Here is an 8287-nt window from a genome sequence, read left to right as displayed (position 1 = left end):
GCGGTACTGGCTATACTGAAGATGCCGCGATCGATGCTTTAAAGAAAAGTTATCCGCAACTAGTCGATCGCCATCGCTGTGGTAGCGATACGATCGTCTGGCGGGGCAAACAACAAGATATCGACTATATTGAGGCACAAAGGGGCTGGGAAATCGCTAGTAGTGCGATTGCCTCTGGACTCTATAAGACCATCATTCTCGACGAATTAAACCCCACTGTAGACCTCGATCTGCTCGATCAAGAACCGATCGTTCGCAGCCTGGTCAATAAGCCTCAAGATACTCAGGTAATTATTACCGGACGCTGCTTCAATACGCCTGCCTACTTTAATATTGCCAGCGTCCACTCCGAAATGATCTGTCACAAACATTATGCCGATCGCGGTGTAGATTTGCGCCGAGGTGTAGATTTCTAATCGCCAGTCATTCCCGAAGCACCCGAAACACCAGACTCCTAACTCCCAACTCCCAACTCCCAACTCCCAACTCCCAAAGTCTACTAACGCGGACACCGTTATGGAACCAATTCGGATTATTTATTTTTCTGATGCTCTGTGCGTTTGGGCTTATATCGCACAGGTGCGTTTGGATGAGTTGCAAGCAACTTTTAAAGACAAGATCGATATCGAGCACCACTTTGTCCCCGTCTTTGGTAACGCTCGTGAGAAGTTGGAGCAGCGATGGCAAGATCGCGGTGGATTGGCGGGATATAGCGCGCACGTTCTGGCTGCTGCGCGCAATTTCGACCATATTACCGTTCATCCCGATGTGTGGACGCAGGTGACGCCAGCTTCTTCGACATCTTGTCATTTGTTTCTCCATGCGATTCAACTACTAGAAATCGATGGTTTGGTAGATAAATCGGAACGGGTATTTGAAAAAGCAACTTGGGAATTTCGATCGGCATTTTTCACGGAGCTAGCGGATATTTCCGATCGCCAAGTGCAATTTGCCATTGCAGAGAAATTAGGATTATCGATCGATCTAATTCAAGCTCAAATCGATAGTGGTGCGGCATACGCTCGGTTATCGAAAGATTTTGACTTAGTAAAAGAGCATACAGTTACAGTCAGCCCCACGCTAATTTTTAATGAAGGACGGCAGCGACTCAATGGCAATGTCGGCTATCGGGTTATTGAAGCCAATATTCGGGAGTTGTTGCACAACCCACCCGGCGAGCAATCTTGGTGCTAGGGATTTTATAGCTCGATCGAAATTTTGGGTAGTTTCAATTCATGAAGTGACGCACGCGTTGGAGGAAACCTCTAGCGCGTAGTGCGTCAAGACAAGACAGTGGCTCGCTCCGATCGGGTTTAAAACCCTACTCTAACAACCGAATTATCAATTATCAATTAATTTGATGGGCTAAGATTTCGATCGCTTGAGGCAAAATTAAATGCTCCTGAATCTGCACCCGTGCGTGTAGAGTTTCCGCCGTATCGTTAGCTAAAACTGGCACGGCAGCTTGGACGAGGATCGGCCCAGCATCGACTTCGAGACTGACTAGATGTACCGTGCAGCCAGTAATTTTAACTTTGGCGGCTAGGGCTTGCTCGATCGCATGAATGCCTGGGAAACTAGGTAATAGACTGGGGTGAATATTGATAATTCGATCGAAAAATGCATCGATAAGTATTTGGGTAATTACCCGCATCCAGCCAGCCATCACCACGCATTCTACCTGATGAGCCTGAAAAGTATCGACGATCGCTCGATCGAGTTCTTCGCGGGTGGGATAATTACGATGATCGAGAAATACGGTGGGTATTCCGTGTTGTTGCGCGCGCTCGATCGCTTTAATTCCTGGCTTATTATGAATCAAGACGGCGATCTTGGCATTTAAATTACCACTGGCGATCGATCGAGCAACTGCTTCAAAGTTACTACCACTTCCCGATGCCATGATGCCGAGGATGAGTGGAGATCGATCGAGATCGATCGTCGTGGGTGTGGGGGAGATGAGGCTGGATGTATCGGTCATGAATGATTGCAAGTGAGGATCGAGCAAAGTGCCCCAGATTGTTATAGCATTTCTCACCCAGATGAGATCGAAATTAAGATTTTTCGCAACGGCGTTAATAGCTGGAGATGAGAAAGATAGATAAGAGAGTGGGGAGAGTTGGGAGTGTCGCGCCAGCCAATGCCTGAGCAAATCGGCAACTCCTCCGAAATAATCGCGATCGCATGTGAAGCATTATATTAGGAGCAGTTTTTTCAATTGAGTTGAGTTGTGCGTGCGATTATTAAGTTTTAGATTGGCAATTTCGGCTGCGATTGTAGCGATGGAAATTGGAATAAACCCCAGCACGATCCGGGCAGAATCGTTAGTTCCACCATCGAATTGTGTCGATACCGGACAACTTGCACTCAATCGTTGTGCGATCGCGCGATCGAAACATGTGGATGAGTTAAAATCGGATGTTTATCAAAAGCTAGAGCGTCAACTTTATCCTCGCGATCGCGCGCAACTAGCAAGCATAGAAAAAACTTGGCTGCATTTTCGGACGGCGCATTGTCAAGAAGTAATCGAGCCATTTGGTAATAGTTCGATGGTACCGTTACTCTATCATAATTGCCTGAGTAGTGTAACACTCGATCGCATTGCCGATCTGCAACATTTGACAACGGCAAGTATTTCTAAAAAGTTAGTAGAGATTGAATCAAATAATAGTATCGATCGAGTTCATTGGCATCGCTATCGATCGCAGCATTGTAAATTTGAAGCGGCACATTTTACTAAAAATACTCAACGATTTGCTCTGTGCGAACAACGTCTCACCAAAACGCGGCGGCGTCAGCTTCAGGAAATGATGAGCGTTCGATAATAGTTGATAGTTGATAGTTGATAGCCGATCGAGAGAGGGTCGAATTATATAGATATATCTGTAGATCGATTTTTTAAGCTTGGTATTAGATCCAAATAAGATCGACAATGTTTTACTTTCGATTTTTCAAAAGAGATACAATCAAGCATAATTTTTACTACAATTTATCTTGACAAATTTCGGATAGTAATCTTTCGATTTCTGCAACCAGTTCCAATCGATCGCGCGTGCTAAATTCGTATAAGAGTCGTCCTCTAAAATCACCTTCATAGACGACTAGACCATAACGACCCGCGACTAAATCGCCTTCTGGATACCAGCCTAAATCGAGCAGTCGATTAAATTGCTCGTTATGCATTTGCAGCATATCTTCTTTAAAGATCCACCAGGGATTTTCATCAGGGAATAATTCTGGTAAAGGATCGATTTCAAACAAGCCATTATTATAATTAACATGCCATCCTGTCGGAATTCGTAATGGTTGGAGCGGGATTTGTGCCGATTGTTGGGGCGCGAGCTGTGGCAAATCTGAATTTTCCATATCTTTAACTCGATCGAGTTGAATTGTTATCCAATCTTGACACTAAGCACCCCAAAAGCAAGCGACTTGTAATGTCAGCTCGCTCGATCGAGCGCAAGTCTGACAACGAACTATCGTCAGGATATCGGCACGATTAGTATTCATAAACTGCGGTAAACCCTCATTTTTGCCTGAATCAAATTATGGCAGAAGTTTGGGAGCGCGAGAAGTATCTGTGGCTAAGGTTTGTGCGATCGATTCAGCAGCAGTCGCTTGCACTAAATTGAGTCTTAAAGAGGAGGTATTCGCAGTTGAGGCGATGTTCCCAAGGCGATCCTGTGTCAACGATTTAGCATAGGCAGCATTGAGATAAATTTGAAATTCACGACGAGCCGCTAAATGAGTTTGAAAAAAGGCTAAACTGAGTGCTTGGGTGTAAACCCGCGCGCGGTCTGGATCTGGGCCGATAAAGCTGTCGGTAACTGGAAAAATACCATCGCTATTGGAAATATTTTGCGTAGAAAAATGCGTCCCTTTAATCATCATGGCGAGATATTTATCCGGTGTTTGTAACCACGTAAACGGATAAACTTGCTCCGGTACCGCAGGTGTAACCACATCATCACTACCACCGATGAGGAATACGGGAATGCGAATTTGACTTAAGCCTTGCTTGCCAAATAGGGTACTACCGAGAGGATTGATGGCAAAGATCGCTTTAATGCGGGGATCTTGCAGGCGATAGGCTTGAGGTTTGAGTTCGTTTGCCCGACATTGGAGCAAGACCGAAAGATTTAGAGAGCGATTGGGGTTGCAACTGCGCTTGACGCGATCGAAATCGATCTGGGCACCTGCTAAAGCCAAAATCGTATAACCGCCCAGGGAATGTCCAGCTAGCCCCACCTGACGGAGATCGAGTTTTTGGAGGGTACGATCGTTTGTTGCCCTGCGTTGTAACTCATCTAGCAAGAATGATACATCGCGGGGTCGATCGAGTAATTCAGTCGCTTTGGGAGCTGGAGCCAGACTTGAAAAGTACTGCCGAAAACGATTGGCATCGCCACCGACATGTTCGAGGGCGACAACGGCAAATCCGTGGGAGGCTAAATGCTCGGCTAAGTAGGCGTAAGTGGTGCGATCTTCAGCGACACCGTGGGAAATGACGATAACGGGGATGGGAATGCTAGAGCTGGTTTGCGGTAAATACAAATCTCCTGGTACTAGTCGTTGGCGCGATTTATCCAGCCAGTCAAATCGCTGTTTTTGCCACCGCAATGTCCCCGCGCGGCGGAGATCGGCTTGCTGGGAGAAATCGAGTCGATAAGTTGCGGCTTCGGCTGTTGCCAAGCGATCGATCGCGACGACGGTACTATCTCGGCGTTTGAATAATTCGGTGAGATTATCATAAATGGTAAATACTTCCGCCAGTTCGAGATGGACTTCCCTGCTGGGAAATCGGCGGATGACGTTAGTCAGCGTCAAACCGCGTTCTTTATCTTCAGCAGCACTAATTATTGCCGTTTGGAGCGATTTCATCCCATTCTGGCGCGAAGCTGTCTGTACCGATTCCCCAATCCGTTCTAATAGCTTTTCGACTAGGGGTGCGCGGGTAAATTGCTTGACATATTCGGGACTGAGATTCAATCTTTGCTGTAATAACTGTCGTAACTCTTGCAATTGTGCGGGGGGAACTTGTTTGACTAGATCGGCATACTTGACAGGAATTTTGCCATTTTGGGCAAATGTTTCGAGATCGCGGACTGAAATTGAAAAATCTTTAAATGGCGGGAATCGAGCCACCAAACGATCGGCTGCCAGTCCTGGCAAGGGAATTGCGATCGTTGCGAAGATAGAAATGGTAAGGGTCTGGAACCAACGGAGTCGAGCGGAAATCGAAATCATAACTAATTAGCTTTATCCTCTAAAATGAAAAGACTGCACGAATTGTCCCCGTAACGATCGAGCTATTACTACTTTGATTTGCTGGATTAGTAATAACTTGAACGATCGGTGTCATTCGTAAACTACTACTAACGGGGATGTTATAAAACGCCTCGAAATTAGTTTGAGTTGCATTACCAACTGAGCTGAGTAGAAACGGTTGAGCGATCCCAATTCCTGCTAGATCGTTTTTAACGAACAAATCTTGAAAGGCGATGCCTGCCGACCAATATTGAGGACGAATATCGCCAAGGGTTGTATTGGGATAAAAGCCAGAACCATAGCGGACAAATAAGCCGACTTGGGGCGAAATTGCTACTTCTGTATTGACTCCAACTACTTGAAATTTACTACCGAGTAGTTCGCCACCGCTGTATTGTAAGCGCATCGCGATCGATTTTGTCGGTGCATATTCTAGTTCGACAACTCCCAAATAAGGATCGCCAAACAATCCGCCTGTAGCACCACCCCCAGCAATGGGGAACAAGCGGATATCATTTGGCGAACCACCGCCAAGAAACTGTTGATTTTCGGGTAAATTGGTAGAACCACTACTGGCAATATAAACAGCACGAGCAGAGAACTGGCTTTGGTTGGGCTTCCAATCGATCGCCGCTCCAGCACCACCCGGTCTGGGTAGTAAGATGAAATTATTAGTAAGTGCTGCGGTGGAAAAGTCCCGAAAACTGGCATTAGCATAGCGATTTCGATCGATAAAATCTGGTGCTACCATTGGAGAGCCGACGGTAACACTCAGATCCTCAATCGGTTTGAAGGTGTAATATAGCCGTCCCAAACTAACTTGTTCTCGTCCTGGTACGGCAAAATCTAGCACGCTGCCAAAATTAGGCTCTAGAAACCCAGCCGCATTGTCACCGCTACCATTGCTAGCAGCCACTAGCCGGATTTTCAGCAGGTCGTTACCCCTAAAACTAGTATTGAGGTCTAAACTGACCCGATAGAGGCTGGTAGCGTTGGGCTGGCTCGTACTGACGATCGCACCTCTGGGAGCGATAATTCGGTCGCCGCCAAATGTGCCTGCATTAATAGCAAAGATTGCTTGTCCGGTAAGTTTTGTAGTTGTCGAAAATTGCTGAGATTCTATTTTTGCAACATCAGTATCGAGTCGTTCGAGCTTACTTTTGAGAGTAGTAAGTTCTGTCGCAAACTCTATTTGCAATTGTCTCAATGTTTCTAGATCTGTGGGAGCTATTCCAGCCAGATCTTTGATTCGATCGGTACAATAGTTGAGATATCTGGCAAAATTATTTCTATCGATCTGACTGATGCGATCGAAACTTGTTTCAGTAGATGGCGACAGACAATTATAACGGTTGACGATTGACGTAAAGGCTCGAAATGCCCGATCGCTAGATTTAATATTTACAGGTTGTTGAAGATAGTTTGGCTCGATTGTTTCATGCGATCGAACACTGTTCGATCCCAGACTATTGAAAATAATAAAGGCGATGGAGAAAGCAATAGATCGATGCCAAAATTTCAACATTATGGTAATTGTCCTAGACACCTAAGTTGCACGAGAACGGGTTAAATTACGCACTTGAGACTTGAAAATGGCAAATCCCAAGGCAACGATAACTAGACCGCCCCCAACGAGCGCGTAGGTGCCACCTAAACCCATAGATTTGGTTAGCGGCTGAGTCACGATCGGCGATAAAAACTGTCCTAAGAACATCGACGTGGAAAGACCGCCCAACGCCCTACCCCGCATGGTATCGGGGACGGCAGAACTGAGCCACACCGACATATTCGGCATCAGAATTCCTAATCCCATTCCCGCAATTGCTAATCCGGCTAAAACCTGCAACCAGGTTGAAGATTGACCGATTAACAGATAACCGATGCCCATCAATCCGAAGATCGCAGGCAAGAAAGTGACAAATTCCATTCGCTGTTTGAGTTTGCCATAAGTAACTGAGGCGATCGCACTAAATAGCGTGCAAAGCGCGATCGCCATGCCACTTTGAGAAGGCAAAGCCTTAACTAAACTATCGAGAAAAAAGGGCAATTGGACGGGGATGAGGTAGAAAGCAATTTGACTGAGGGTGGTCAATCCATAGACAATTACCATCACGCCAACGGGTGTAGATTGACTGGTTAAATCGGTTTCAGATCCCATATTTGGCTGGCGATAATCGCTCCGTTCTGGTTCGACAATAAACGCCAACACTAATAAGGCGATCGGCCATGCAAACAGGTAAATTCCAAACGGATAATGCCAATTTTGTTGAGCCAGTGCGCCGCCTAATGTTAGAAACACCACACCACCCAAACCCATAAAGCCCGATTGTAGCCCCATAAATGCCGCTCGTGCGGGGCCGCTATAATAATCGGCAATTAGAGTAGTAGCACTCACCATTACCCCCGCCACAGCCAAACCTAACACCGCTCGTCCGACTAAAATTGCGGGCAAACTTTCTAAAAATAAACCAGAACTACCAGCAAAACCATACAGAATAGCGGTAATTAATAATAGCGGTTTGCGTCCGAATTTATCGACGATCGATCCGGCGATCGGCGAACCAATGACAATAAATAATGCGGGTAATGTAATTACTAATTTAACTAAAGTTGTTCGTAGATCGGCATCTGCGATCGCACTTTCAAATTGTTGTTGCATCGCTGGCAGCGATGGCGAAACCGTGGCACCAGACATGACTGTCAGGCTGCTGGCGAGCAGTAACGTTAATTTAGTCGTCCAAGAATTAGGATTTGGCATTTATCGATCGATCTCGCTCGATGTTTATAAATAAATAATTATGAGTTACTTGTGAGGCTAGATCCCCGACTTCTTTAAGAAGTCGGGGATCTGACATATGTCCAATTTACTTCTGCCAACGCTTTGTAGCTGTTGCAATTCGCTGACCGTATAATTCACAAGATAATCGATCGCCAGTGTCGAGTTCTACCGTTTTTGTCCCCGTAAAATCAGGCACGGCTTGCCCCATCACCCCTGTAGAAGAACCCAACCGATTCACCC

Annotated in this window: 8 protein-coding genes; 3 read left to right on the top strand and 5 right to left on the bottom strand. The window is 46.0% G+C overall.

Translation table 11 applies throughout. From position 1 onward, the window contains the following. Both C7B77_RS17775 and C7B77_RS17770 read left to right on the top strand, forming a co-directional pair. On the top strand, nucleotides 1–416 hold a 416-nt coding region (locus C7B77_RS17775; RefSeq protein WP_181243907.1), incomplete at its 5' end, for a cob(I)yrinic acid a,c-diamide adenosyltransferase. A 100-nt stretch (nucleotides 417–516) separates the two neighbouring features. Beyond that, on the top strand, nucleotides 517–1194 hold the full coding sequence (locus C7B77_RS17770; protein ID WP_106307711.1) for a DsbA family oxidoreductase: 678 nt from the start codon (nucleotides 517–519) through the stop codon (nucleotides 1192–1194). Nucleotides 1195–1348: 154 nt separating this feature from the next. Here C7B77_RS17770 and purN read toward each other — a convergent pair whose 3' ends face one another. After that, the gene (purN, locus tag C7B77_RS17765) at nucleotides 1349–1981 is read right to left on the bottom strand and encodes a phosphoribosylglycinamide formyltransferase (RefSeq protein WP_106307708.1); all 633 of its coding nucleotides are present in this window, start codon (nucleotides 1979–1981) and stop codon (nucleotides 1349–1351) included. 301 nt (nucleotides 1982–2282) lie between these two features. On the opposite strand from purN, the gene C7B77_RS17760 reads away from it, so the two are divergent. After that, a complete protein-coding gene (locus C7B77_RS17760; protein WP_146138379.1) occupies nucleotides 2283–2825 on the top strand; it encodes a lysozyme inhibitor LprI family protein in 543 nt (180 codons plus the stop codon). Nucleotides 2826–2982: 157 nt separating this feature from the next. Here C7B77_RS17760 and C7B77_RS17755 read toward each other — a convergent pair whose 3' ends face one another. The 4 genes from C7B77_RS17755 to C7B77_RS17740 form a co-directional block, all read right to left on the bottom strand. Then, nucleotides 2983–3366 carry a hypothetical protein gene (locus C7B77_RS17755; RefSeq protein ID WP_106307702.1) on the bottom strand — a complete coding sequence of 128 codons (384 nt, stop codon included), beginning with the start codon at nucleotides 3364–3366 and terminating at the stop codon, nucleotides 2983–2985. Nucleotides 3367–3546: 180 nt separating this feature from the next. Then, a complete protein-coding gene (locus tag C7B77_RS17750) occupies nucleotides 3547–5247 on the bottom strand; it encodes an alpha/beta hydrolase (protein WP_106307699.1) in 1701 nt (566 codons plus the stop codon). A gap of 19 nt (nucleotides 5248–5266) precedes the next feature. Beyond that, on the bottom strand, nucleotides 5267–6793 hold the full coding sequence (locus C7B77_RS17745; RefSeq protein WP_106307696.1) for an iron uptake porin: 1527 nt from the start codon (nucleotides 6791–6793) through the stop codon (nucleotides 5267–5269). A 21-nt stretch (nucleotides 6794–6814) separates the two neighbouring features. Then, nucleotides 6815–8026 carry an MFS transporter gene (locus tag C7B77_RS17740; RefSeq protein ID WP_106307693.1) on the bottom strand — a complete coding sequence of 404 codons (1212 nt, stop codon included), beginning with the start codon at nucleotides 8024–8026 and terminating at the stop codon, nucleotides 6815–6817. Between the last annotated feature and the right edge of the window lie 261 nt (nucleotides 8027–8287).

It is taken from the genome of Chamaesiphon polymorphus CCALA 037, from assembly GCF_003003845.1.
In the GTDB taxonomy this organism is placed as follows: domain Bacteria; phylum Cyanobacteriota; class Cyanobacteriia; order Cyanobacteriales; family Chamaesiphonaceae; genus Chamaesiphon; species Chamaesiphon polymorphus.
Note: the sequence above shows the minus strand (reverse complement) of the source record. Positions and strands in the feature narration are given on the sequence as shown.

Excerpts from the sequence above, each read along its gene's own strand:
- C7B77_RS17760 (WP_146138379.1), top strand. The coding sequence starts at position 2,283 with ATGGAAATTGGAATAAACCCCAGCACGATCCGGGCAGAATCGTTAGTT.
- C7B77_RS17770 (WP_106307711.1), top strand. The coding sequence starts at position 517 with ATGGAACCAATTCGGATTATTTATTTTTCTGATGCTCTGTGCGTTTGG.
- C7B77_RS17740 (WP_106307693.1), bottom strand. The coding sequence starts at position 8,026 with ATGCCAAATCCTAATTCTTGGACGACTAAATTAACGTTACTGCTCGCC.
- C7B77_RS17745 (WP_106307696.1), bottom strand. The coding sequence starts at position 6,793 with ATGTTGAAATTTTGGCATCGATCTATTGCTTTCTCCATCGCCTTTATT.
- C7B77_RS17755 (WP_106307702.1), bottom strand. The coding sequence starts at position 3,366 with ATGGAAAATTCAGATTTGCCACAGCTCGCGCCCCAACAATCGGCACAA.
- purN (WP_106307708.1), bottom strand. The coding sequence starts at position 1,981 with ATGACCGATACATCCAGCCTCATCTCCCCCACACCCACGACGATCGAT.
- C7B77_RS17750 (WP_106307699.1), bottom strand. The coding sequence starts at position 5,247 with ATGATTTCGATTTCCGCTCGACTCCGTTGGTTCCAGACCCTTACCATT.